The organism is Tsukamurella paurometabola, assembly GCF_900631615.1.
GTDB classification, from domain to species: Bacteria; Actinomycetota; Actinomycetes; order Mycobacteriales; family Mycobacteriaceae; genus Tsukamurella; species Tsukamurella paurometabola_A.
Genome location: NZ_LR131273.1, coordinates 746,053 through 767,409, shown reverse-complemented (window position 1 = coordinate 767,409; position 21,357 = coordinate 746,053). Strand labels below are relative to the sequence as shown.

The 21,357-nt window shown below is 71.0% G+C and carries 25 protein-coding genes; 12 read left to right on the top strand and 13 right to left on the bottom strand.

Annotated features, from left to right (window positions below; genetic code table 11):
- Positions 1 to 5: 5 nt before the first annotated feature.
- Positions 6 to 542, top strand: coding sequence for a GNAT family N-acetyltransferase (locus ELY19_RS04000; protein ID WP_126195054.1), 537 nt, complete (start codon positions 6 to 8; stop codon positions 540 to 542).
- Here the strand turns inward: ELY19_RS04000 and ELY19_RS03995 are convergent.
- The 4 genes from ELY19_RS03995 to ELY19_RS03980 are packed head-to-tail and all read right to left on the bottom strand — an operon-like array spanning position 440 to position 3,699.
- On the bottom strand, positions 440 to 2,062 hold the full coding sequence (locus ELY19_RS03995) for an adenylate/guanylate cyclase domain-containing protein (RefSeq protein ID WP_126195053.1): 1,623 nt from the start codon (positions 2,060 to 2,062) through the stop codon (positions 440 to 442). The genes ELY19_RS04000 and ELY19_RS03995 overlap by 103 nt on opposite strands.
- A 20-nt stretch (positions 2,063 to 2,082) precedes the next feature.
- Positions 2,083 to 2,850: an enoyl-CoA hydratase gene (locus tag ELY19_RS03990; protein ID WP_126195052.1), complete on the bottom strand. Its 768-nt coding sequence runs from the start codon at positions 2,848 to 2,850 to the stop codon at positions 2,083 to 2,085.
- A 16-nt stretch (positions 2,851 to 2,866) separates the two neighbouring features.
- Entirely contained in the window at positions 2,867 to 3,352 is a 486-nt protein-coding gene (locus ELY19_RS03985; protein WP_126195051.1) for an SRPBCC family protein, read from the bottom strand.
- Positions 3,349 to 3,699 carry an ArsR/SmtB family transcription factor gene (locus ELY19_RS03980; RefSeq protein WP_126195050.1) on the bottom strand — a complete coding sequence of 117 codons (351 nt, stop codon included), beginning with the start codon at positions 3,697 to 3,699 and terminating at the stop codon, positions 3,349 to 3,351. Before ELY19_RS03980 ends, ELY19_RS03985 begins: the two co-directional genes overlap by 4 nt.
- 161 nt (positions 3,700 to 3,860) lie before the next feature.
- On the opposite strand from ELY19_RS03980, the gene ELY19_RS03975 reads away from it, so the two are divergent.
- From ELY19_RS03975 to ELY19_RS03965, 3 genes are read left to right on the top strand one after another with little or no spacing between them, the layout of a single operon-like run.
- Positions 3,861 to 5,309: an ABC transporter substrate-binding protein/permease gene (locus ELY19_RS03975; protein WP_126195049.1), complete on the top strand. Its 1,449-nt coding sequence runs from the start codon at positions 3,861 to 3,863 to the stop codon at positions 5,307 to 5,309.
- Positions 5,306 to 6,061, top strand: a complete 756-nt coding sequence (locus tag ELY19_RS03970) for an amino acid ABC transporter ATP-binding protein (protein ID WP_126195048.1) — start codon at positions 5,306 to 5,308, stop codon at positions 6,059 to 6,061. The genes ELY19_RS03975 and ELY19_RS03970 overlap by 4 nt, the downstream gene beginning before the upstream one ends.
- Positions 6,062 to 6,069: 8 nt before the next feature.
- Entirely contained in the window at positions 6,070 to 6,900 is an 831-nt protein-coding gene (locus ELY19_RS03965) for a PhzF family protein (RefSeq protein WP_126195047.1), read from the top strand.
- A gap of 6 nt (positions 6,901 to 6,906) precedes the next feature.
- On the opposite strand, the gene ELY19_RS03960 is transcribed toward ELY19_RS03965, so the two are convergent.
- Genes ELY19_RS03960 through ELY19_RS03945 form a run of 4 tightly spaced genes read right to left on the bottom strand, consistent with a single transcriptional unit; the run spans position 6,907 to position 10,002 of the window.
- Positions 6,907 to 7,329 carry a type II toxin-antitoxin system VapC family toxin gene (locus tag ELY19_RS03960; protein ID WP_126195046.1) on the bottom strand — a complete coding sequence of 141 codons (423 nt, stop codon included), beginning with the start codon at positions 7,327 to 7,329 and terminating at the stop codon, positions 6,907 to 6,909.
- The gene (locus tag ELY19_RS03955; protein WP_126195045.1) at positions 7,317 to 7,586 is read right to left on the bottom strand and encodes a hypothetical protein; all 270 of its coding nucleotides are present in this window, start codon (positions 7,584 to 7,586) and stop codon (positions 7,317 to 7,319) included. The genes ELY19_RS03960 and ELY19_RS03955 overlap by 13 nt, the downstream gene beginning before the upstream one ends.
- A gap of 29 nt (positions 7,587 to 7,615) precedes the next feature.
- Entirely contained in the window at positions 7,616 to 8,770 is a 1,155-nt protein-coding gene (locus ELY19_RS03950) for an N-acetylglucosamine-6-phosphate deacetylase (protein ID WP_126195044.1), read from the bottom strand.
- Entirely contained in the window at positions 8,767 to 10,002 is a 1,236-nt protein-coding gene (locus ELY19_RS03945; protein WP_126195043.1) for a PTS transporter subunit EIIC, read from the bottom strand. The genes ELY19_RS03950 and ELY19_RS03945 overlap by 4 nt, the downstream gene beginning before the upstream one ends.
- Before the next feature lie 105 nt (positions 10,003 to 10,107).
- On the opposite strand from ELY19_RS03945, the gene ELY19_RS03940 reads away from it, so the two are divergent.
- The 4 genes from ELY19_RS03940 to ELY19_RS23705 all read left to right on the top strand — a co-directional run bounded on the left by ELY19_RS03940 (position 10,108) and on the right by ELY19_RS23705 (position 13,051).
- Positions 10,108 to 10,335 carry a PTS sugar transporter subunit IIB gene (locus tag ELY19_RS03940; protein WP_126195042.1) on the top strand — a complete coding sequence of 76 codons (228 nt, stop codon included), beginning with the start codon at positions 10,108 to 10,110 and terminating at the stop codon, positions 10,333 to 10,335.
- Positions 10,332 to 10,787, top strand: a complete 456-nt coding sequence (locus tag ELY19_RS03935) for a PTS sugar transporter subunit IIA (protein ID WP_126195041.1) — start codon at positions 10,332 to 10,334, stop codon at positions 10,785 to 10,787. Before ELY19_RS03940 ends, ELY19_RS03935 begins: the two co-directional genes overlap by 4 nt.
- 159 nt (positions 10,788 to 10,946) lie before the next feature.
- Complete coding sequence (locus ELY19_RS03930) at positions 10,947 to 12,221, top strand: DUF445 domain-containing protein (RefSeq protein ID WP_126195040.1); 1,275 nt, start codon at positions 10,947 to 10,949, stop codon at positions 12,219 to 12,221.
- Positions 12,218 to 13,051 carry an Abi-alpha family protein gene (locus tag ELY19_RS23705; RefSeq protein ID WP_227967176.1) on the top strand — a complete coding sequence of 278 codons (834 nt, stop codon included), beginning with the start codon at positions 12,218 to 12,220 and terminating at the stop codon, positions 13,049 to 13,051. The genes ELY19_RS03930 and ELY19_RS23705 overlap by 4 nt, the downstream gene beginning before the upstream one ends.
- Here the strand turns inward: ELY19_RS23705 and ELY19_RS03920 are convergent.
- From ELY19_RS03920 to ELY19_RS03910, 3 genes are read right to left on the bottom strand one after another with little or no spacing between them, the layout of a single operon-like run.
- Positions 13,009 to 14,310 (bottom strand): DUF418 domain-containing protein, encoded by a 1,302-nt coding sequence (locus ELY19_RS03920; RefSeq protein WP_227967174.1) that lies wholly within the window; start codon positions 14,308 to 14,310, stop codon positions 13,009 to 13,011. The genes ELY19_RS23705 and ELY19_RS03920 overlap by 43 nt on opposite strands.
- Before the next feature lie 13 nt (positions 14,311 to 14,323).
- Positions 14,324 to 15,049 carry a GntR family transcriptional regulator gene (locus ELY19_RS03915; protein ID WP_126195039.1) on the bottom strand — a complete coding sequence of 242 codons (726 nt, stop codon included), beginning with the start codon at positions 15,047 to 15,049 and terminating at the stop codon, positions 14,324 to 14,326.
- 36 nt (positions 15,050 to 15,085) lie between these two features.
- A complete protein-coding gene (locus tag ELY19_RS03910) occupies positions 15,086 to 15,679 on the bottom strand; it encodes an alpha-ketoglutarate-dependent dioxygenase AlkB (RefSeq protein ID WP_126195038.1) in 594 nt (197 codons plus the stop codon).
- Between the two features lie 60 nt (positions 15,680 to 15,739).
- Between ELY19_RS03910 and ELY19_RS03905 the strand changes: the two genes are divergently transcribed.
- Complete coding sequence (locus ELY19_RS03905) at positions 15,740 to 16,726, top strand: LLM class F420-dependent oxidoreductase (protein ID WP_126195037.1); 987 nt, start codon at positions 15,740 to 15,742, stop codon at positions 16,724 to 16,726.
- Here the strand turns inward: ELY19_RS03905 and ELY19_RS03900 are convergent.
- Complete coding sequence (locus tag ELY19_RS03900; protein ID WP_126195036.1) at positions 16,723 to 17,895, bottom strand: pyridoxal phosphate-dependent aminotransferase; 1,173 nt, start codon at positions 17,893 to 17,895, stop codon at positions 16,723 to 16,725. The two genes, ELY19_RS03905 and ELY19_RS03900, sit on opposite strands and share 4 nt — an antisense overlap.
- 39 nt (positions 17,896 to 17,934) lie before the next feature.
- Between ELY19_RS03900 and ELY19_RS03895 the strand changes: the two genes are divergently transcribed.
- Positions 17,935 to 19,242 carry a phytoene desaturase family protein gene (locus ELY19_RS03895; RefSeq protein WP_126195035.1) on the top strand — a complete coding sequence of 436 codons (1,308 nt, stop codon included), beginning with the start codon at positions 17,935 to 17,937 and terminating at the stop codon, positions 19,240 to 19,242.
- A gap of 7 nt (positions 19,243 to 19,249) precedes the next feature.
- On the opposite strand, the gene ELY19_RS03890 is transcribed toward ELY19_RS03895, so the two are convergent.
- Positions 19,250 to 19,822: a TetR/AcrR family transcriptional regulator gene (locus tag ELY19_RS03890; protein WP_126195034.1), complete on the bottom strand. Its 573-nt coding sequence runs from the start codon at positions 19,820 to 19,822 to the stop codon at positions 19,250 to 19,252.
- Positions 19,823 to 19,941: 119 nt separating this feature from the next.
- On the opposite strand from ELY19_RS03890, the gene ELY19_RS03885 reads away from it, so the two are divergent.
- On the top strand, positions 19,942 to 20,718 hold the full coding sequence (locus tag ELY19_RS03885; protein WP_126195033.1) for an SDR family oxidoreductase: 777 nt from the start codon (positions 19,942 to 19,944) through the stop codon (positions 20,716 to 20,718).
- Entirely contained in the window at positions 20,711 to 21,109 is a 399-nt protein-coding gene (locus ELY19_RS03880) for a GlcG/HbpS family heme-binding protein (RefSeq protein ID WP_126195032.1), read from the top strand. Before ELY19_RS03885 ends, ELY19_RS03880 begins: the two co-directional genes overlap by 8 nt.
- Positions 21,110 to 21,357: the final 248 nt, after the last annotated feature.

Sequence of the window (21,357 nt, the reverse complement as noted above, 5' to 3'; positions counted from 1 at the left end):
CGCGGATGACGGCGCCGATCCGGGCGCGCGTGCGGCGCGCCGGGCCCGGCGAGGCCGCGGCGGTGGCCGCGCTCGCGGCCCGCACCTTCCCGCTGGCGTGCCCGCCCACGCTGTCGCCCGAGCACATCGACGATTTCGTGGCGGCCCACCTCAGCGAGGCAGAGTTCGACCGGCACCTGGCCGATCCCGCGCACCGCGTGCTCGTCGTCGACGGGCCGGACGGCCCCGTGGGCTACGCGCTGGTGCTGCACGGCGTGCACGACGAGGGCCCCGCGGCGCTGCGCGGCGCACCGTCGGCCTACCTGTCCAAGCTCTACGTGGACCCGGGCCACCACGGCGGCGGGGTCGCCCGCGCCCTGCTCGACGCGGTCCGCGCCGACGCGGGCGGCCTGCCGGTGTGGCTCGGCGTGAACGCCGACAACGCCCGCGCGAAGCGGTTCTACGCCAAGTCGGGGTTCGTGGCGGTGGGGGTGCGGGAGTTCACCGTCGGCGGCACGACCTTCGTCGACGACGTGCTCGTTCTGGACGCCGGCGGCGAGTAGAGCCGGGTGTTCTCGTCGCGGCCCCGCAACTCCAGTTCGTCGGTGAACCGCCAGTGCTGCGACTCGGCCTCGCGGGCGCCCATGACCGCCGGCTCGGACGCGATCGGCAGGGAGGTGTCGCGCTTGGCGACCTCGGACAGGCGCGCGGACTCGTTGACGGGGTCGCCGATCACGGTGTACTCGTAGCGCTCGATGGCGCCCACGTTGCCCGCCACCACCACGCCGTAGGAGACGCCGATACCGGCCCGGAGGTCGGGCACCGCGGACGGCAGGCGCTCCGCGATGAGCCGGGAGGCGCGCAGGGCGCCGCCCGCCGGGTCGGGGTGGGGCAGCGGCGCGCCGAAGACCGCGAGCACGGCGTCGCCCTCGAACTTGTTGACCAGGCCGTCGTTCTCCTCGACGGCGGTCACGATGACCTCGAAGAACCGGTTGAGCAGCTCGACCACCTCGGTCGCCGGGCGCTGCCGCGCCAGTGTCGTCGAGCCCACGACGTCGACGAACAGCACGCCGACCACCTGCTCGGAGCCGCCCAGCTGCACGCCGGCGCCGAGCGCCGACTCGGCGACGTCGCGGCCCACGTGCCGGCCGAACAGGTCGCGCAACCGCTCCCGCTCGGCGAGGCCGGCCGTCATCTCGTTGAACCCCGCCTGCAGCTCGCCCATGTCGGAACCGTCGAAGATGCGGACGGCCACGTCGGTCTCGCCGTCTCGGACGCGGCGGATCGCGCCGCCCAGCACGCGCAGGGGAGCGGCGAGGGCGTCGATGTTGAGCAGGGCGATCAGGGGACCGGTGAGCAGCGCGATCGCGGCCAGCGCGGCGACGGCGACGAAGATGTCGAGCTTGGTGGTGTCGTCGCGGAACGTGCCGAACAGCACCACGAGGAAGATGCCGAGGATCGGCACCCCGGAGCCGATCGCCCACGCGGTCACCGCCCGCATCCGCAGCCTGCCCTTGCGGGGCGCGCGGTACCCGGCCTCGAGCGCCTGCGCCGCCGCGGGCCGCAGCGCGAACTCCGTGATCTGGTAGGAGATCGCGCACACCACGACTCCGGACAGGCCCGTGACCAGCGCGATCTTGGGGATCAGGTCGGGGTCGATCATGCCGTAGCCCACGGTCATCACGACCGTGCCGCAGCCCCACAGCAGCGCCTCCAGGGCGGTGAGTCGCCACGGGCCGACGATCGCGGCCCGCGCCTGCGCGGCGGTCGGCTCCTCCCGGCGGATCGACCACCGCAGCGATCGCACCAGGCGGACGGTCCCGATCGTCGCGCCGAGCACGAAGGCGATCGCGATGTACAGCGGGACCACCAGGTAGTTCATCCACCAGGCGTCCCAGGGGATCGACGGTTCCGGGATGCCGACGGTGGCCAGCGCGATGGCCAGGCCCACGCCGATGAGGTTCGCGACGATGACGCCGATGGTGATCACCAGCTGGACCCGCACCCGGGTCAGCCGCGAGCTGTCGTCGGCGGACCCCAGCAGGATCGACCCGTAGTCGGCGCGGAGCCGAGGCAGCTTCATGCTGCTAAGTTACCGGGTCATCATCGCCAGACGGGGTCGCGCTTCTCGAGGAACGCCGTCATGCCCTCCTGCGCGTCCGGGGTCATGGCGTTGGTCGCCATCACCTCGGCCATCGCGGCGTAGGCGTCCGGCTCGGTGCGGTCGATCTGGTCGTAGAAGGCGCGCTTGCCGATCGCCAGCGTTGCGCCGCTCGACTGTGCGATGCGGTGCGCCAGGTCGGTGACGGTCGTTTCGAGCTGGTCGGCGGGGACCGCGGCGTTGATGAGGCCCCACTCGACGGCGGTCTCGGCGTTGATCATCTCGCCGGTGAGCAGCATCTGCATCGCCCGCTTGCGGCCGACGGCGCGCGTGAGCGGGATCATCGGCGTCGAGCAGAACAGTCCGATCTTCACGCCCGGTGTCGAGAACCGGGCATCGGAGGCGGCGATCGCCAGGTCGCAGGTCGCGACCAGCTGGCAGCCCGCGGCCAGGGCCATGCCCTGCACCTGGGCGATCACGGGTTGTCGCGCGCGGTGCACCGCGGCCATGAGATCGGTGCAGGCGGCGAAGATCTCGCGCTCCTCGTCGAGGGTGCGGCCGACCATCTCGCCGAGGTCGTGCCCGGCCGAGAACGCCGGCCCCTCGGCGCGGATCACGATGACCCGCACCGCGGGGTCGGCGTCGAAGCCCTCGAGCGCGGTGGTGGCCGCCCGCATCGTGGCGAGCGAGAGGGGGTTGCGCCGCGCGGCGGCGCCGAGGGTGAGCACCCCCAGCCCGTCGGCGACGTGCGTGCGTACCGGTGCCGTCATACCCCGACGGTAACCGCTACACCTCGCCGTCCGCGAGGAGTCGGTCGAGCTTGGCGTAGCCCTCGACGATGCCGGCCTCCATGCCGCTGGCGAGCATGCCGTCGCGGCTCTCGAAGCTGTCGAGCAGAGAGACGGCGCGCAGCCGCGTGCGGCCGTCGCCGAGGTCCTCGAACGTCATGGTCTCGAGCGAGACGGACTCGGGCATGTCATCGTAGGTGAAGGTCTGCACGATCCGGTCCTCCGTGACGTCGTGGAAGCTGCCGTGGAAGGCGTAGCGCTCGTCGCCGCTCTTGCTGACGTACGCCCAGCTGCCGCCGGTGCGCGCGTCCCAGTGCTGGATCTCGGTGTCGATGCTCGACGGTCCGACCCAGCGCGCGTAGATCTCGGGGTCGGTGTGGGCGCGGTGCAGCTGCGCCGGCGTCGCCTGGAAGTCGCGGGTGATGGTGATGGTGGGGAGGGTGGTGGAGGCCTCGATGCCGGCCTCGGCGTTGATGATGGTCACGATGCAGCTCCTTCTTCGGTGATGGGGGTGGGGTTCTCTTCGGCGTTCATCTCGGCGAGGACCGCGTCGAGGCGCTGGTAGCGCTGTTCGGCGCGGCGCCGGTATCGCTCGATCCACCCGTTCATGAGGTCGAAGACCTCGGCCTCGAGGTGGGCGGGGCGAGCCTGGGCACGGCGGGTTCTGCTGATCAGGCCGGCGTTCTCCAGCACGGTCAGGTGTTTCGAGACGGCCTGGATGCTCACGTCGTAGCGCTCCGCGATCTCCGTGAGGGTGGCGTCCCCGTCGGCGAGGCGCGCGACGATGTCGCGGCGCGTGGGGTCCGCGAGTGCCGCGAACGCCTTGGACAGGTCGTCGGTGTCGTCGTTCGTGGTGCACCTCCTTCGTGTTCAACCATTCCGTTGAATACGACGGTACGCCGCCGTCGCGCATTGTTCAACCCCTGAGTTGAAAAAAGATTCGACACGGCTGTCGCGCCGCGCGCGACCGGCGCCGGTGCTAAGAACGACGCATGCGATCAGCCGCCCGCACCCTGCACCGCGCCCTCCTCGTGGTGCTCGCACTGCTCGTGGTCGCGGCCCCGCTGCCGGCGCAGGCCGACCCGGTGCCGCCGCCGAACGGCGTCCTGCGGGTCGGTACCGAGGGCGTCTACCAGGTGTACAGCTACCACGACGACGCCGGGAAGCTCACCGGCTACGACGTGGAGATGATCACCGCCATCGCCGAGAAGATCGGCCGGCGAGTCGAATTCGTCGAGACGCCGTGGGACTCGATGATGGCGGGCCTGGAGGCGGGGCGGTTCGACCTGGTCGCCAACCAGGTCTCGGCCAGCCCCGAGCGCGCGGCGAAGTACGACCTGTCGGACACCTACCTGCAGACCGGCGGCTCGATCCTGGTGCGCAAGGGCGACACCTCGGTACGCTCGCTCGCCGACATCCGCGGGAAGACCGCCGCGCAGAGCATCACCAGCAGTTGGTCCGGCGTCGCCGAGAAGGCGGGCGCACGGATCGAGGCGGTCAACAGCTTCACCGACGCGGTGAACGTGCTCGCGCAGGGCCGGGTCGACGTCGTCGTCAACGACACGGGCGTCGTGCGGAACTACCTGACGGTCACGCCCGGCGCGCCCGTCGAGATCGCCGCGGAGACACCGGACAAGTCCGATTCGGTGTTCGCGGCCCGCAAGAACTCCGGGCTCATCACGGAGATCAACCGCGGCCTGGCCGAGATCCGCGCCGACGGCACGGCGCAGCGCATCTCCGACCGGTTCTTCGGCGCCGCGGCGCAGGAACAGCACGGCTCCAGCACGTGGGACATGGTGCGCCGCAACCTGGTCCCGATGCTCAAGGCCACGGTGACCAAGACGATCCCGCTCACCGCCATCAGCTTCGTGATCGGGCTGGCGATCGCGCTGGGCGTGGCGCTGGCGCGGATGTCGAAGCGGCGCGGGGTGAGCGGGGTGGCCCGCGCGTACATCTCGATCATCCGCGGTACGCCGCTGCTGGTGCAGCTCGTCATCATCTTCTACGGCCTGCCGCTCGCCGGCGTCGTGTTCGATCCGTTCCTCGCGGCGGTGATCGCCTTCTCGCTCAACGTCGGCGGGTACGCGGCGGAGATCATCCGCGCGGCCATCGGCGCGGTGCCGCGCGGGCAGTGGGAGGCCGCCACCACGATCGGCATGGACTACCGCACCTCGCTGCGCCGGATCATCCTGCCGCAGGCCGCGCGGACCGCCACGCCGCCGCTCGCCAACACCCTGGTCTCGCTGGTCAAGGACACGTCGCTGGCGTCGGCGATCCTCGTCACCGAGTTGTTCCGGCAGGCCCAGATCGCCGCGGCGCCCACCTACGACTTCTTCGTCATGTACGTCGTCGCGGCCTGCTACTACTGGGTGATCTGCCAGGCGCTCAGCCTCGTGCAGTCCCGTCTCGAGGATCGATTCGAAAGGTACGTGGCGCGATGACCGACCTGATCTCGGTGCACGACCTCACCAAGTCCTTCGGGGACGTGGCGGTCCTGCGCGGCATCGACTTCACCGTCCCGGAGGGGACGGTCACCGTCATCATCGGCCCGTCCGGCTCGGGCAAGACGACGGTGCTCCGCTCGCTCAACGCGCTGGAGCTGCCGGACGGGGGCGTCGTCACCGTCGGCGAGGCGACGGTGGACTTCGGTGCCGGCGCGCCGAGCAAGGCGGAGCTGCAGCGCTACCGCGCGCAGAGCGCGATGGTCTTCCAGTCGCACAACCTCTTCCCGCACTTCAGCGCGCTGCGGAACGTGACCGAGGGGCCCGTCGTGGTGCAGAAGCGCCCGGCCGCCGAGGTGGAGGCGGAGGCGCGCGATCTGCTCGCCCGCGTCGGGCTCGAGGACCACGCGGACAAGTACCCGCACCAGCTCTCCGGCGGGCAGCAGCAGCGAGTGGGGATCGCGCGCGCCCTCGCGCTGCGGCCACGGGTGGTCCTGTTCGACGAGCCGACCTCGGCCCTCGACCCGGAGCTGGTCGGCGACGTCCTCACCGTGATGCGGGACCTGGCGACGGAGGGCCGCACGATGGTCGTGGTGACGCACGAGATGACCTTCGCCCGCGAGGTCGCCGACCAGGTGCTCTTCGTCGACCGTGGAACCGTCCTGGAGGCGGGCCGCCCCGCCGACGTGATCGGCTCTCCCCAGCACGCGCGCACGCGCGAGTTCCTCGACCGCATCCTGCGCCCACTGTAAGGGGGACCATGCACCGCTTCCGCCAGGTCGACGTCTTCTCCTCCGAGCCGCTGCGGGGTAACCCGGTGGCGGTGGTGCACGACGCCGACGACCTCACTGACGAGCAGATGGCGTCGTTCGCACGCTGGACCAACCTCAGCGAGACGACATTTCTGCTGCGTCCCACCGATCCCGCCGCCGACTACCGGCTCCGGATCTTCACGCCCGGCGCCGAGCTGCCCTTCGCGGGGCACCCGACGCTCGGCACCGCCCATGCGTGGCTGGAGGACGGCGGCGTCCCCGCCACGGCGGGCACCGTCGTGCAGGAGTGCGCCGCCGGGCTGGTGCGGCTGCGCCGCGGTGCGACGCTGGCCTTCGCGGCGCCGCCCCTGATCCGGTCCGGCCCGGCGGATGCGGCCACCGTCGACCGGGTCGCCGCGGGCCTGCGCGTCCCGGCGGCGGAGATCCTCGCCGCGCAATGGGTGGACAACGGCCCCGGCTGGGTGGCGGCGCGGCTGCGCGACGCCGACGCGGTGCTCGCGCTGGAGCCGGACTTCGCGGCGATGGGGGAGCTGCAGATCGGCGTGGTGGGCGCGTACCCGGAGGGCGCGGACGCCGACGTCGAGGTTCGCGCCTTCTGCCCGGACCTCGCCGTGCCCGAGGACCCGGTGACGGGCTCGCTCAACGCGGGCATCGCGCAGTGGCTGACCGGCGCCGGCGCGTTGCCCGACCGCTACACCGCGTCGCAGGGCACCGTGCTGGGCCGGCGCGGCCGCGTGCAGGTCGAGCGGGACGGCGACGCGATCTGGATCGGCGGTGCCACGAGCACGACGATCCGCGGCGAACTCTCCGTGTCCTGAGCCACGTCAGTCCTCGATCGCCGAGGCGATGCCGTAGGTCGCCGCCCCGGCGCGCAGCCGCGCGTCGAAGGTCGCCACGGACACCGGGCCGGTGCCCGCCTCAGCCGCGTCGACGGCGGTGAGGATCACCGCGGCGGCCGGGAGCTTCACACGCGCGCGATGGCGGATCGTCGCGAGGCGGGGCGCGAACGAAGCGGGGAAGTCGCGGCGGCCGACCCCGAGCTCCGACAGGCGTGCTTCCGCTCGCTCGACGATGCCGGACCGCGCGGGTCCGACGAGGAACTCGGCGACGGTGAGCTCGTTCGCGACGAGGTGATCGCCCCGCTCGGTGGCCGCCATCACGATCTGGATCGCCCGGCTGTGGAACGGATCGCTGCTCTCGAAGAACGCGATGAGCACACTCGCGTCGAGAACGACTACTCTCGCCACTCGGACCTCAGTTCCTCGAGGTAGCCGTCCGGGTACACACCGCTGAGGCTTCCGGCAAGCCGCGCGACCGCTGCGAGTCGCCGCTCGATCTCGCTGTCGGTCGACTCCTCGACGGCTTCCGCGCCCGCGGCGATCAGCTCGCGGAGCAGGCGCGACGGACTCTCGGCGTGCGCCGGCCACCTCCTCCGTGCGACCTCCAGCGCGCGCGTGACCTCGGGAGTCTCCGTGATCGCGTGGCGGGGCCGGGTGGTGGGCATGACCCAGTGTAGCACCGGAGAGAGGGGTGTTACACCTGCTCGCCGGCCCGGAGCACGCGCAGGAGGGCCAGGTCGGCCGAGAGTTCCAGCACGTCGGCACGCAGGCCGGCGGAGAGCTCGCCGCGGTCCTTGAGGCCCAGCAACCGGGCCGGGGTGGTGGCGCCGGCGCGCGCGGCGTCGGCGAGCGACACCCCCGAGTGCCGGACGGCGCGCACCACCACGTCGAGCACCGACGAGGTGCCGCCCGCGATGGCGCCCGGCGAGCCGTCGGGCGTGGTCAGGCGTGCGACGCCGCCCCCGACGGTGACGTCCAGGGGGCCGAGCGAGTACTGGCCGTCGGGCATGCCGGCGGCCTGCATCGCGTCGGAGACGAGCGCGACGTGGTCCGGCCCGACGGTCGCGAAGACCATCGCGACCGTGCCGGCGGCGAGGTGCACTCCGTCGCCGATGATCTCCGCGACGGCGCGGCCCTCGCCCGCGACCTTCAGCGCCGCGCCCACGGCGCCGGGGTGGCGGTGGTGCATGGGGTGCATGCCGTTGAACAGGTGGGTGATGCTCACCGGGCCGTCCGGGGTGCCGAGCGCGGCGGCGACCGTGTCGTAGTCCCCGGCGGTGTGCCCGACGGAGACGACGGCGCCCGCGTCGGAGAGCTGGCGCGCGAGGTCGGCGAAGTGCGGTGTCTCCGCCGCGACGGTCATCGACCGGATCCGGCCGCCCGCGGCGTCGAGGAGCGTGGCGAGCAGGGCCGGGTCGCCGTCGATGATGTACCGCGGGTCCTGCGCGCCGCACACCTCCTGCGCGAGGAACGGGCCCTCGAGGTGCAGGCCCGCGACGGTGCCGTCGTCGACGAGCGGCGTGAGCGTCGCGATCCGCTCCAGCAGTTTCTCCGGCGCCGCCGACACCAGCGAGGCGAGGAGCGTCGTGGTGCCGCGGCCGAGGTGGTGCGCGGCGGCCGCGCGGGCCCCGTCGGCGTCCGAGTCGGGGAAGCCGAAGCCCCCGCCCCCGTGGCAGTGCACGTCGATCATGCCGGGCAGGTACACGCGATCCGACGGTGCCGGGAGCGTCGCGGGCGGGAATGCGGAGGCCGGCCCGACCTCCGCGATCCTGCCGTCCGCGAGTGCCAGGACACCGTCGTCGATCGCCCCGGAGGGGGTGACGACGGTGCCGCGCAGGAGCTCGCTCAAGCCGTGGCCTCCGCTTCCATGTCCTCGTCCTCGCGACCGGGTGTCTTGAGGTTGCGCCGCTTGATGATGAAGCTGAACGAGAAGTAGTAGATCACGGCGTAGACCAGGCCCATGGGGATGAGCCACAACGGATTGGTCGCCTTGCCGAAGTTGAGCACGTAGTCGATGGCGCCCGCCGAGAACGTGAAGCCGTGGTGGATGTCCAGCCAGTTCGCGATGAGCAGGGAGCTGCCGGTCAGCAGTGCGTGCACGATGAGCAGCGGCCAGGCCACGAAGATGAAGGAGAACTCGAGCGGCTCGGTGATGCCGGTGAGGAAGCTGGTGAGGGCGACCGAGAGCATGATGCCGCCGACGGTCTTGCGGTTCTCGGGCTTCGCGCACCGGTAGATGGCGAACGCCGCCGCGGGCAGACCGAACATCATGATCGGGAAGAAGCCGGTCATGAACGTGCCGGCGGTGGGGTCGCCCTGGAGGAATCGGGAGATGTCGCCGTGCACGACCTCGCCGTTCGCCGCGGTGTAGTCGCCGAGGATGAACCACACGACGGAATTGATGATGTGGTGCAGGCCCAGGGGGAGCAGCAGGCGGTTGACGGTGCCGAAGACGCCGCCGCCCACGACGGAGTGCTCCGTCACCCAGGTGCCGAGGCCGGTGAGCGCCCAGTTGAAGAGCGGGTAGACGAAGGACATGAGCACGCCCACGACGATCGCGCCCGAGGCCGTGAGGATCGGGACGAGGCGCCGGCCGGAGAAGAAGCCGATGTAGTCGGGGAGCTTCGTCTTGTAGAACCGCTGCCACAGCATCGCCGACATGATGCCGATGACGATGCCGCCGAGGACGCCGAAGTCGACCAGCGCGGGTTCCCCGGCCTTGTCGACCTTGCCCGCGAGCACCACGGGCGACATGGCCTTCTCGACCGCCTGGAACGAGAGGTACCCGACCAGCGCGGCGAGCGCGGTGGAGCCGTCGGCCTTCTTCGCCCAGCCGATCGCGATGCCGACTGCGAACAGGATGGGGAGGTTCGAGATGAGCGCGTTGCCGGCCCCGCCGATCACGGCGGCGACGGTCTTCATGGAGTCGAACCTGCCGAGGAGATCGTCCTGGCCGAGGCGCAGCAGGAGACCCGCCGCGGGCAGCACCGCGATGGGGAGCATGAGGCTGCGGCCGAGTTTCTGGAGACCGCTCAGATCGAGCCGCCGTGCTGATATACCGGATCCGGATGAGGAACTCATTTTTCGCTCCTGTCGAGGGACGAGTCCACTAGGGTGACGACAGGTTATAACCAGTTCGGTCCGACGCGCGTCGGTTTCCCCGAACCTCTCCGAAAGGCGGCAGGCATGTCGAAGGCGCAGGACATCGTGAACGGTCTCGGCGGGGCCGACAACATCGACGAGGTGGAGGGGTGCATCACCCGCCTCCGCTGTGAGGTCAAGGACACCGGCCTGGTCGATCAGGCCGCGCTCAAGAAGCTGTCGCACGGGGTGATGGTCGCGGGGTCCGCCGTGCAGGTCGTCGTCGGCCCGACGGCGGACGCGCTCGCCGAGGAAGTGCAGGACCTCCTGTGACCGATGTGCTCGCGCCGGTGGCTGGGCGGCTCGTGCCGCTCTCGGCCGTGCCGGATGAGGTCTTCGCGGGGGAGATGGTGGGGTCGGGCGTCGCCATCGAACCATCCGTCCCCGCCGACGGTGCCGACGCCGTCGTCGCCTCGCCCGTGTCCGGGACGGTGCTCAAGCTGCATCCGCACGCCGCCATCGTGCTCGCGGACGGCGGCGTCGGTGTTCTCGTGCATATCGGAATCGACACTGTGAACCTGAATGGCGAGGGCTTTACTGTCCTGGCCGCGGAGAAGGCGAAGGTGGCTGCCGGCGATCCGCTGATCTCGTTCTCCCCGCAAGGGATTCGCGACCAGGGGTTGAGTGCCATCTGTCCCGTCGTGGTGATGGACTCCCAACCCGGGTCCATCGCGAATCTGGAGGAACGCGATGTGGCGACGGGGGATTGGATCTTTACTGTGTGAATGACGCGTCGCTCCGGCGTGTTCATCTGGTCACAGTGATCGATTGGAGGCGTAATCCTCTCACAATCTTGAGTACCGTGAGCGCGAATGTTGTCGGACGGGGAAAGGTGGACGACCTGTGGTGAGCTCGACGGGACGCCTCGGTGCGGGAGGCGTGCGATGGATGCGAACCTGATCCAGCACCTCATCACCGTTCCGCTGTTCACCGGCATCATCGGCTACATCACCAACTGGACCGGCATTCTCATGCTGTTCGAGCCGAAGAAGTTCTACGGCGTCAAGGTGCCCGGCATGGCCACGCTCTATCCGCTGCTCCCGCGGCGCGTCCAGGTGATCCCCGCGATCCAGCCCGACGGCCGCGTCGGCTGGCAGGGGATCGTGCCCTCCCGAGCGGAGAAGATGGCGAGCATCGCCGTCGACAAGTCGCTCAACAAAGTGGGCAGTATCGCCGAGTTCTACGAAGTGATGGATCCGGAGCACGTCTCCGAAGTGCTCACGCGGGCGTCGCTGCCGATGATCCCGTCGATCGTCGAATCCGTGATGCAGCGCGAGAATCCGCGCCTGTGGTACTCCCTGCCCGAGGACGTCAAGCTCCTCGTGTACCGCCGCGTCTCCGCCTCGCTGCCCAAGGACGTCCGGAAGATCACGTCGACCATCGGCGAGAACATCGACGACTACATCGACGCCAAGCTCATGGTGATCCGGTACCTGACGAACAACCCGGCGGTGCTGAAGGACATCTTCTACAACATGGGTCGCAAGGAGCTGAAGTTCATGCAGAACTTCGGTTTCTACTTCGGGTTCCCCATGGGCTTCCTGCTCGTCGCGCTGCTGCACTTCTTCCCGTACTGGTGGCTGCTGCCGCTCGGCGGGATCGTGATCGGCTACGTCGTCAACTACATCGGCATCCTGATGATCTTCGAGCCGATCCATCCGACCTGGTGGGTGCCGTGGAAGCAGGGGCTGTTCCTCAAGCGGAAGAAGGAGATCGCCGAGCAGTACGCCATCGTCATGGCCGACAAGGTGATCACCATCGAGAACATCTGCGACGAGTTGCTGCACGGCCCGCGGTCCGACCGGACGCGCGCGACCGTGGAATCGGTGCTGCGCGAATCGATCGACAACGCGGCGGGCTGGGCCCGGGGGTTCGTCAAGCTGTCGGTCGGCTCGGAGGCGTACGACCGGGTGCCGCAGCTCGTGGGCGCCGAGGCGCTCAAGGTCGCGCAGGCGACGGTCAGCGAGCCGCAGTTCGTCGCCGAACAGCAGACCAAGGTCCGCGAGTTCGTGATCGAGCGGATGAACAAGCTCAGTCCGGAGGACCTCAGCGAGTTGCTCCGGTCCGCGATCAAGCAGGATGAGTGGCTGCTGTTCCTGCACGGCGCGGTGCTCGGCTCCTTCGCCGGGTTCCTCCATCTAGCGATATTCGGGGTGTGACAGACGTGAGTGAGAAGTCCCGTGCCTCCGCGGCATCCGGCGACGAGGGTGCAGACGCGAACCGCGAGGTCGCGGTACGTGACGGGGGAGAGATCGCCGCGTCGGAGAAGCAGGAGTCCGGCGGGTTGCTGGGCCGCCTCGGCCGGGTGTCGAACTCCGCGTTCAGCGTCACGCGGGAACTCGGCGGGTCGGCCCAGCGCCTCACCCAGCAGTTCGTCAGCGAAGCCGGCCATCTCGTGGACGTGGCGCTGACCACCGAGGTCGCCCCGCGCGTCGTGGTGCACGGCGAGGTCGTCGACGAGCTGCTCGAGCAGGCCGCGCCCGAGCCCGTCGCGACCGCGGAGGAGCTCCGCCGCAAGGGCGATCGTCTCCTCGCGCAGTCCGCGGAGCCCGCCGGCGCGCAATCGCCGCACCCCGCCTACGAGCACATCCTCGATGAGCTGTGCCCGGACGAGGCCCGCATCCTGCGGCTGCTGTTCAACGACGGTGCGCAGCCCGCGATCGACGTGCGCACCAACCGGCCGTTCGGCGTGGGCGCCGAGACGGTGGCCGCCGGCGTGTCGATGATCCCGGAGGTCGCGGGGTGCCGGAATCCGGACCGGATCGCCGAGTACCTGGGCAACCTGCACCGCCTCGGCCTGATCTGGTTCTCCAAGGAGCAGGTGGACGTGCGGCGCTACGAGCTGCTGCAGGTGCAGCCGCAGCTGATCGACGCGCTCAGCAGCGCGGGTCGGTACGCGAAGACCATCCGTCGCCGGATCGAGATCACCCCGTTCGGCCGCGCCTTCTACTCCACCTGCTTCTCCCCGTCGTCCGGCTTCTCGGAGTAGGGGCGCGCGGTCCCGGCCGCTGGTCGCGGGTACGCCAGGTGCCGGAGCAGGCGCTCCGCCGGTCCGCGCCGGCCGGCGAGGTCCAGGTGCACGGCCAGGGCCACGGTCGCCGCCCACACGACGATCGCCAGCAGCGTCGCGGACCAGTCAGACAGGTACTGGCCGAGGCCCAGCCCCCACGCCGCGAGCAGCGGCGAGAACACCAGGGACTGCGCGAGGTACCCGCTCATCGATCGCTTGCCCAGCGCCTGCACCGCCGACGCGAACGCCGGGCCGCGGCCGACCGCACCGTCGGCCCGCCGCGCCCGATCGAGGCGTACCGCGACGAGACCGAACACCGCCACGTAGCCGAGCCCGCCGAACAGCCCGCCGAGGACGTACAGGGGCAGGAAGGCCCAGTCGGTGCTGCGGCTGATCGGCAGCACCTCCAGGTTCTGGAGCGCCAGGATCAGGCCCGTCGCCCAGCCCAGTCCGATGCCGGCGACGGCGCACCGGCGGAGCAACGGCACGTGCGCTGCCGGTGCGTCGAGTACGCGGTGCCGGGCGGCGAGCATGCCGAGCAGAATCGCGGCGGGCACGAGGAGCCCGAGGACCGCCGTCGGCAGCACGATGACGGCCCACGTCACGACCCGCTCGGTCAGCGCCGCCCAGTACTCGGGGATGGCGTTCGCGTCCGTCGTCGCGGGCGCCGCGCCGCCGTCCACCCCGTCCGATGCCGCCCCTATCAGGGCGAGCACCGAGGACGCGGCGGCGAGGAGGACCAGGATCCCGGCCCAGATCGCCAGCGTCCGATCCGAGCGACGGAGGAACAGCCACACCAGGAGGAGTCCGGCGAGCGCGTAGCCGCCCAGGATGTCGCCGTACCAGAGCAGGGCGGCGTGGACGAAACCGAACACCACCATCCACCAGTGCCTCCGGCGCAGGAGTCGCCGCGCGGCGGCGGGCGCGGTGCCCGCGCCGAGCTGACGCGCGTACAGCTGGACGATGCCGTAACCGAAGAGGAACGCGAACATCGGGTACACGCGGCCGTCGACGCCCGTGATCGCGACGGTCTGCACCACGCGGTCGGCGAAGGAGCCGTCGGCGCCGTGGCCGCCGGTCCCCGTGGGGCGGGCCCACAGGAAGTACGGCACGTTGGCGACGGCGATGAGGGCGAGCATGAAGCCGCGCGCCAGATCGGGCGCGACGCTGCGGTGCCCGCGAACGGGCGTCGGCGCGGCGACGGAACGGTGGGCGTCGTCGTCGGGGGGTGAGGTCACGATGTCCGCCGTCCTACGGTGCGTCGGCCGTCTCGGTGACCGTCATCTGCACCTGGTACCGGTCGGAGCGGTACCAGGAGTAGCTGTGCTCGACTCGCCGGGCGCCCGCGAAGGCGACCCGATCGAACGCGAGCAGCGGTGTGCCGGAGGGGACGCCGAGCACGCGCGCGAGCTCCCCGCTCGACGAGATCGCACCGATGGACTGCTCGGCGCGGTCGATGGCCTGCCCGTACTCGGTGCGCAGCAGCGTGTAGATCGACTGCGTCAGGTCGTGCGCGTCGAGGCCCGGCGCGATCGCCTGCGGGTACCACGCGTCGTCGACGGAGATCGGCACGCCGTCCGCGAGGCGGAGGCGTTTGACGTGGTAGGCCTTGTCGGCCGCACGGATCTGCAGGGCCGAGGTGGTCGACGGTGGCGGCACCCGCAGTTCGGTCTGCAGGACCACGGTCGACGGGGCGCGGCCCAGCCGGCGCATGTCCTCGTGGAAGGAAGCGAGGTGCAGCCGTGACCGTGCGGGCCGGTCGGCGACGAAGGTACCCTTGCCGCGGATCCGCACCAGTGTGCCCTCGGCGACGAGCTGCCGCAGCGCCTCGCGCACGGTGATCCGGGAGACGCCGTACTCCTCGCACAGCTGCCGCTCGCTGGGGAGTGCGGCGCCGGGCTCGAGGTCCTCCATGCACCGCTGCTCCAGGAGTGCCCGGAGCTGCTCGTGCTTCGGAATCGGACCGTCCGCGATCATGCCTGCATCTTGTCACACCAGGTCATGACCAGTGAGCTATCGGACGCCCGAGGCGCGGAACTGCACGCTGATCCGCGGTCCCGCGTGCGGCACCTTGGGCACCGCGTGCTCCCAGGTGCGCTGCGCGGAGCCACCCATGGCCAGCAGGTCGCCGTGGCCGACCGTCAGCTTCGTGGACGCGCCGCCGCCGCGCGGGCGCATCAGGAACGGGCGGGCGGCGCCGAGCGAGACGATGGCGACGATCGTGTCGTGCGTGGCGCCGCGGCCGATGGTGTCGCCGTGCCAGGCCACCGAGTCCGCGCCGTCGCGGTACAGGCACAGCCCCACCGAGGTGAAGGGCTCGCGCAGGTCCTCCCAGTACAGCTCCGTGAGCTGGTCCCGCGCCGCGGTGAGGGCCGGATGGGGGAGCGCCGCCCCGTCGCCGTAGTAGCGCAGCAGGCGGGGCACGGGCAGCGTCCGCTCGTACATGCGCCGGCGCTCCTCGACCCACGGAACGTCCCGCTGGAGGGCGGCGAACAGCTCGTCCGCGCCGGGCTGCCACCCGGTGCGCACGTCGAGCCACGCACCGTCGGACAGCTCCCGGCGATGCGGGGCGAGCGGTGCGGCACCGTCGAACAACGAATCCTGCATCGCTCGCGACGATACGAGGACCGACTGACAAGTTCGTCGTGGCCTCCGTAGGGTTGAGGCGTGCGATTCGGACTCTTCCTCCCGCAAGGCTGGCGCTTCGACCTCGTCGGCATCGACCCGGCGGACCACTGGTCCGTCATGAACGGCCTGGCCCAGCGCGCCGATACGGGCCCCTGGGACTCGGTGTGGGTGTACGACCACTTCCACACCACCCCGGTCCCGAGCCGCGAGGCGACGCACGAGGCGTGGACGCTGATGTCGGCGCTGGCCGCGACCACGAACCGCGTCAAGCTCGGCCAGATGTGTACGGCCATGAGTTACCGGAACCCGGCCTACCTGGCGAAGGTCGCCGCCACCGTCGACCTGATCTCCGGCGGCCGCACGCAGATGGGCATCGGCGGCGGCTGGTACGAGCACGAGTGGCGGGCGTACGGCTACGGCTTCCCGTCGGCGGGCGAGCGGCTCGGCCGCCTGGACGAGGGCATCCAGATCCTGCGGCAGGCGTGGACCGAGGGCTCGGCGACGCTCGACGGAAAGTACTACCAGGTGGACGGTGCCCTCTGCGAGCCCCGGCCGCCGCAGGACGGCGGCATCCCGCTGTGGGTCGCCGGCGGCGGCGAGAAGAAGACGCTGCGGATCGCCGCGCAGTACGCGCAGTACACCAACTTCGACGGGACCTTCGAGGGCTTCGCCCACAAGTCGGAGGTGCTGCGGAAGCACTGTGCGGACGTGGGCACCGATTTCGACGCGATCACCCGCTCCGCGAACTACAACATCACGATCGGCGAGGCCGCCCGCGACGTGCAGACCCGCCTCGACGAGACGCGCAACCGGCTGCTTGAGCACGTACCGGAGGCGGCGGTCGACGCCGAGATGGGCGCCTACCTCGGGATGCCGGGCGTGGGGACGCCCGGGGACATCGTGGCCAACCTCAAGCGACTCGAGGCCGAGGGCATGACCTACGCGATCTGCTACTTCCCCGAGATCGCCTACGACACCTCGGGACTCGAGCTGTTCGAGCGCGAGGTCATCCCCGCCTTCGCCTAGGTCCGGCCGCCCGGTCCGAGCGCGCGGAGCCGCTGCGCGCCCTCGGTGAGCACGTGCTCGCGCTTGGCGAAGGCGAAGCGCAGCAGGTGCCCCCAGCGCCGCTGGTCGTCGGCGAGCGCGCTCACCGGGACCGCCGCGACGCCGATCCGCGCGGGCATCGCCCTGCACAGGGCTCCGGCGTCCTCGAAGCCGAGCCCGCGCGCATCGGCGACGACGAAGTAGGTGCCCTCCGACGGGTGCACCGTGAACCCGGTGGCGCGCAGCGCCTCCGAGAGGAGGTCGCGATTGTCCTGCAGGGCCGGCGCGAGCTTCTCGAGCCAGGACGACTCGGTGTCGAGCGCGTGCGCGACGGCGCGCTGGAGCGGCGTCGCGCCCGTGAAGGTGAGCCACTGCTTCGCGGACCGGCAGGCGTCCGCCAGCTCGCGCGGCGCCGTGATCCAGCCGACCTTCCAGCCGGTCACGTTGAACGTCTTGGCGGCGCCCGAGATCCGCACGGTGCGGTCGCGCATCCCGTCGAAGGCGGCGAGCGGCCGGTGCACGCGGCCGTCGAAGAGCAGGTACTCGTAGACCTCGTCGGTGAAGCAGAGCAGATCGCGCTCGACGCACACGTCGGCGATGAGCTGCAGGTCCGCATCGGAGAGCACCGTGCCGGTGGGGTTGTGCGGCGAGTTCACGATGATCGCCGCGGTTCGCTCCGTGACCGCGCCGCGCAGCAGCTCGGGGTCGAGGACGTAGCGGCCGCCGTCCTCGACGAGCGGCACCACCACGCGGTGCGCGCCCGCCATCGCCACCGTTGCGGCGTACGAGTCGTAGAAGGGCTCGATCAGGATCACCTCGCGGCCGGGCTCGACCAGCCCCAGCACCGCCGCCGCGATCCCCTCGGAGGCACCGACGGTGACCAGCACCTCGCCGTCGGGGTCGTAGCGCAGGCCGTACTCGCGCTCCACCTGCGCGGAGACGGCGCGGCGCAGCTCGGGCAGGCCGTCGCCGGGCGGGTACTGGTTGAGGCCTCCGTCGATGGCGTCCTTCGCGGCCTGGAGCATGCCCGCCGGACCGTCCGTGTCCGGGAAACCCTGCCCCAGGTTGACCGCGCCGGTCTCGGCGGCGAGCGCCGAGATCTCCGCGAAGATCGTCGACGTGAAGGGCTGGAGGCGTCCGACGGTGCGCATGCCCCGCAGCCTAGTGGCCCGCACGGCTACCGTGGGGGCATGACCTCCGCCGTCGTCGTCGGATCCGGCCCCAACGGGCTCACCGCAGCCGCGCGCCTGGCCCGCGAGGGACTGGATGTGACGGTGCTCGAGGCCGAGGCCACCGTGGGCGGGGCGTGCCGTTCCGACCGGCTGCGCGGCACCGTCGTCGACCGGTTCTCGACGGGACACCCCCTCGCGTACGCCTCGCCCGCCCTCCGCGAGGTGGGGGTCGAGATCGAATGGGGCACGGCGGAGATCGACGTGGCGCACCCGTTGTCCCCGGAGCCGGCGGACGCCGTCGGCACCCTTGCGGACGTGCCGGACTGCGGGCCGGAGGCCATGCCGGTCTTCTTCGGGCCCCTCACGGACGTGCCGCGGCACCCCGTCGTCGCGACGCGGTGGGGCCCGCGGTTCCTGCTCCCGGCGTCGGCGACCGCCGCCGCGCTCGGACGCACGGGCGGCGCCGTCTTCGCCGGGGTGGCAGCGCATTCCATCACCCCGCAGCACCTGCCGATGACGTCGTCGATCGGGTATCTGCTCGCGGGCGTGCGGCCGTGGCCCGTTCCCCTCGGCGGCTCGCAGCGCATCTCGGACGCGCTCGCCGCGATCGCGCTGGCGCACGGCGCCAGCATCCGGACGGGGGAGCGGGTGACGACGCTGCCCGACGCGGACCTCGTGGTGCTCGACACCGGCCTGCCCGCGGCGCGGGACCTGCTCGGCGACCGTGCGCCGCGGTGGTTGCGACGGCGCGCCCGGCAGTGGCGGTTCGGGCCGGCGGCGTTCAAGGTGGATCTGGTGGTCGACGGCGGAATCCCGTGGGTGCACGAGGCCCTCAGACGGTCCGCCTTCGTCCACCTGGGCGGCACGGCGCGGGAGATCGCCCGCAAGGAGCTGATGGTGAACCGCGGCCGGATGCCGGAGCGGCCCGTGATCATCCTGTCGCAGCAGTACCTCGCCGACCCGTCGCGCTGCGCCGGTTCGCTTGCGCCGGTGTCGATGTACGCGCACTGCCCCAACGGTTTCCCCGGCGATCTCACCGAGTCGATCGTCGCGGAGGTCGAGCGACACGCGCCGGGCGTGCGGGAGCGGATCGCCCTGACGCGGTCCGTCGGGCCCGCGTCCCTGCAGGCGGGGAACGCCAACCTCGTCGGCGGCGACATCGCGGCAGGCGCCGCTCTGCCCGCGCAGTTGGTGCGCCGGCCGAAGCTGGTGGATCCCTATCGCCTCACGGACCGCGTCTTCCTCTGCTCCTCCGCCGCCGGTGCGCCCGGCGTGCACGGCATGGTCGGATGGCACGCCGCGGCGTCGGCGCTCCGCTCGGTCTAGTTCGGTATCACGACCCCGCGCCGGAGGTCGGGATCGCGGCCACCGCGGCGGCCGTCGTCGCGACGACGACGGCCCGTCGAGCGGCGGCGCCGTTGGTGGGGTCGCTCGTGACGGAGAGCGAGGTCAACGCGGGGGAGGCGGAGAACCAGGCCGTGACCAGGCCCAATGTGAGCACGAGCGCGTCGACGGCGGCATCGCCGTAGGCCGGACGCAGGGCATCGACCTTCTCACGGTAGGTGGTGCCCTCGTCGTCGGTGCTCGTCGGCCGTTCCAGGTTCGCCCACGTCGAGAGCCGTAGCGTACTGGGCTCGGCGAGTAGGTAATCGTAGAGCCGGCCCGCGTAGCCCGGCAGGTCGTCGGCATCGAACCGGACCGCGTCGGCCATCGTGCGGAGGGCGTCGACGACGATCAGGTCGAACAGGTCCTCCTTGGGGCCGAAGTGCACGTAAATCGAGCGCTTGTTGGCCGACGCGTGCTCGGCAATGCGGTCGATCCGCGCCCCGGCGAGCCCGAATTCGGCGAACTCCCGGCGCGCGGCGTCGAGTATTCGCCGCTTCGTCTCCGTGGCGTCGGGTGGCACAGGAGGAGGATACCGTCCACGCACATAGAAGGTAACTAACTAGTTATTGACAAACGGTGTGACGTGTTGCAGGCTCGGAGTCGGCGCTCGCGGTGCGCGGGCGGAACTAAGGAGGCGCGATGCCGAAGAAGATTCTGATCACCGGGGCCAGTTCGGGTTTCGGTGCCGGCGCAGCCATCGAACTCGCCCGGCGGGGGCATGAGGTGGTAGCGACGGCGGAGACCTGGCCACAGGTGCGGAGCCTGCGCGCGGAGGCGGCGGAGGCCGGTGTGCGGTTCGAGGTGATCAAGCTCGATCTGCGCGACGAGATCGATATCCGGCACGCCGCGTCGTTCGACCCCGATGTGCTGGTGCTCAACGCCGGCGTGATGGAGAGCGGGTCGATCGTGGACGTGCCGCTTCAGCGGATGCGGGAGTCGTTCGAGATCAACGTCTTCGGGCACGTGGCGCTGGTGCAGGGAATCGTGCCGAAGATGGTCGCACGGAAATCGGGCAAGGTGGTGTGGACCTCCTCGATGGGCGGAATCCTGGTGGTGCCCTTCGTGGGCGCGTACTGCGCGACGAAGCACGCGATCGAGGCGATCGCCGGTTCGATGAAGGCGGAACTCGAGCCGTACGGCGTGCAGGTGGCCACTGTGAACCCCGGCGTCTTCGGTACCGGGTTCAACGACACGGGTGCGGAGAGCCACGTGCAGTGGTACGACGCCGGTGCCGCGGTGGTACCGATGCCGGACTTCGGCGACAGCCTCGCCGACCAGGCCGACCCGCAGGAGATGGTCGATGCGATGGTCGAGATCATTCCCGCCGACGAGCATCTCTACCGCACCATGCGTCCGCTCGCGACCATCGACGCCGCGAAGCAGTGGCAGGAGAAGGAATGGACGCAGAATGTCTGACATCACGCTCACGCGCGCACAGGAACTCATCGCCACCGCCGACCGCGCCGCCCGGGAGGCGGGCGTCAAGGCGGTCTTCGCGGTACTCGACAGGGGCGCGAACCTCGTGGCCTTCGCCCGCACTGACGGTGCGTGGCTCGCGTCGAACGAGCTCGCCATCGCCAAGGCGCGGACCTCTGTGATGTTCCAGGCCCCGACCGCGGGGCTCGCCGCTCCGCTCCAGATCGGGCAGCCCGCCCTGCACTTCGACCACATCCACGCCGGCGGCCTGCTCCTCGTGGGCGGCGGCGTGCCACTGTTCGGCACCGACGGACAGTTGCTCGGCGGGCTGGGCGTCTCGGGCGGAGCCCCCGAGCAGGACGCCGCGATCGCGGAGGCCGCCCTCGCCTGAGGCGCGAAGAAGAGTCGCCGAACCTATGCGCGGCGAACATCTTTGCGTTCGAAGATGATTCGACGCCGTGAGTGGTGGTAGCAACTACCGGACCGGTCCTGCGGTGTTGGATTCTGACGATGCGCTGAAGTGAATTCTGGGAATAGGCTGCACCTGGCGGGATGGGGGGAGGACCCGGCCCGTGGTCGACGTTTCGGGATTGGGGGGCCTGTGGAGTGGGGGCGCGGACGTGTCCTGAGGCTGTGCGT

Bases quoted from the DNA above. Each gene is read 5' to 3' on its own strand.
- ELY19_RS04000 (WP_126195054.1), top strand. From the start codon at position 6: ATGACGGCGCCGATCCGGGCGCGCGTGCGGCGCGCCGGGCCCGGCGAG.
- ELY19_RS03995 (WP_126195053.1), bottom strand. From the start codon at position 2,062: ATGAAGCTGCCTCGGCTCCGCGCCGACTACGGGTCGATCCTGCTGGGG.
- ELY19_RS03990 (WP_126195052.1), bottom strand. From the start codon at position 2,850: ATGACGGCACCGGTACGCACGCACGTCGCCGACGGGCTGGGGGTGCTC.
- ELY19_RS03975 (WP_126195049.1), top strand. From the start codon at position 3,861: ATGCGATCAGCCGCCCGCACCCTGCACCGCGCCCTCCTCGTGGTGCTC.
- ELY19_RS03970 (WP_126195048.1), top strand. From the start codon at position 5,306: ATGACCGACCTGATCTCGGTGCACGACCTCACCAAGTCCTTCGGGGAC.
- ELY19_RS03965 (WP_126195047.1), top strand. From the start codon at position 6,070: ATGCACCGCTTCCGCCAGGTCGACGTCTTCTCCTCCGAGCCGCTGCGG.
- ELY19_RS03955 (WP_126195045.1), bottom strand. From the start codon at position 7,586: ATGCCCACCACCCGGCCCCGCCACGCGATCACGGAGACTCCCGAGGTC.
- ELY19_RS03945 (WP_126195043.1), bottom strand. From the start codon at position 10,002: ATGAGTTCCTCATCCGGATCCGGTATATCAGCACGGCGGCTCGATCTG.
- ELY19_RS03940 (WP_126195042.1), top strand. From the start codon at position 10,108: ATGTCGAAGGCGCAGGACATCGTGAACGGTCTCGGCGGGGCCGACAAC.
- ELY19_RS03930 (WP_126195040.1), top strand. From the start codon at position 10,947: ATGGATGCGAACCTGATCCAGCACCTCATCACCGTTCCGCTGTTCACC.
- ELY19_RS03915 (WP_126195039.1), bottom strand. From the start codon at position 15,049: ATGATCGCGGACGGTCCGATTCCGAAGCACGAGCAGCTCCGGGCACTC.
- ELY19_RS03910 (WP_126195038.1), bottom strand. From the start codon at position 15,679: ATGCAGGATTCGTTGTTCGACGGTGCCGCACCGCTCGCCCCGCATCGC.
- ELY19_RS03900 (WP_126195036.1), bottom strand. From the start codon at position 17,895: ATGCGCACCGTCGGACGCCTCCAGCCCTTCACGTCGACGATCTTCGCG.
- ELY19_RS03895 (WP_126195035.1), top strand. From the start codon at position 17,935: ATGACCTCCGCCGTCGTCGTCGGATCCGGCCCCAACGGGCTCACCGCA.
- ELY19_RS03885 (WP_126195033.1), top strand. From the start codon at position 19,942: ATGCCGAAGAAGATTCTGATCACCGGGGCCAGTTCGGGTTTCGGTGCC.
- ELY19_RS03880 (WP_126195032.1), top strand. From the start codon at position 20,711: ATGTCTGACATCACGCTCACGCGCGCACAGGAACTCATCGCCACCGCC.